The following is a 377-nucleotide window of genomic DNA, read 5'->3' on the forward strand; positions in this document are numbered from 1 at the left end:
CATGCTTGCCCCCAGTGATCATCACGAGCCCCCGTAGGTACACCCACCGTAGATAGTCGCCTCCTCCAAGGGCGCCGCTCCTCGCTCGTGGCCAATTGCCGTGGCTGCGTCGGGTTCTTGCGTCCTCGATGCGTCTGCGCCCAGCGACCTTTCAACGAGTACCCATGACCCTCCACCCCCCACCTGTGAACCCAACCCTGGGCGCCTGGGATGCCTTGACCGAGGTCGTGCACGCGGTGCGACTTCCCGAGCGCTTCCGTCGAAGGAAGCCTCGACCCGAGGGCAGGCAACCGACCCACACGGTGGAGTGGCTCGACGACGACCGAGCCCAGTCCCTTCGGGCGTTGCTCGAGCCGGCTCTGCGGGACACCGCACGG

The 377-nt window shown here is 67.1% G+C and carries 1 protein-coding gene; it reads left to right on the forward strand.

The features are described from left to right. Nucleotides 1-164 precede the first annotated feature (164 nt). On the forward strand, nt 165-377 hold a 213-nt coding region (locus OEB96_RS00210; protein ID WP_266213358.1), incomplete at its 3' end, for a hypothetical protein.

It is taken from the genome of Paraliomyxa miuraensis, from assembly GCF_026337845.1.
Classification (GTDB): Bacteria; Myxococcota_A; Polyangia; order Nannocystales; family Nannocystaceae; genus Paraliomyxa; species Paraliomyxa miuraensis.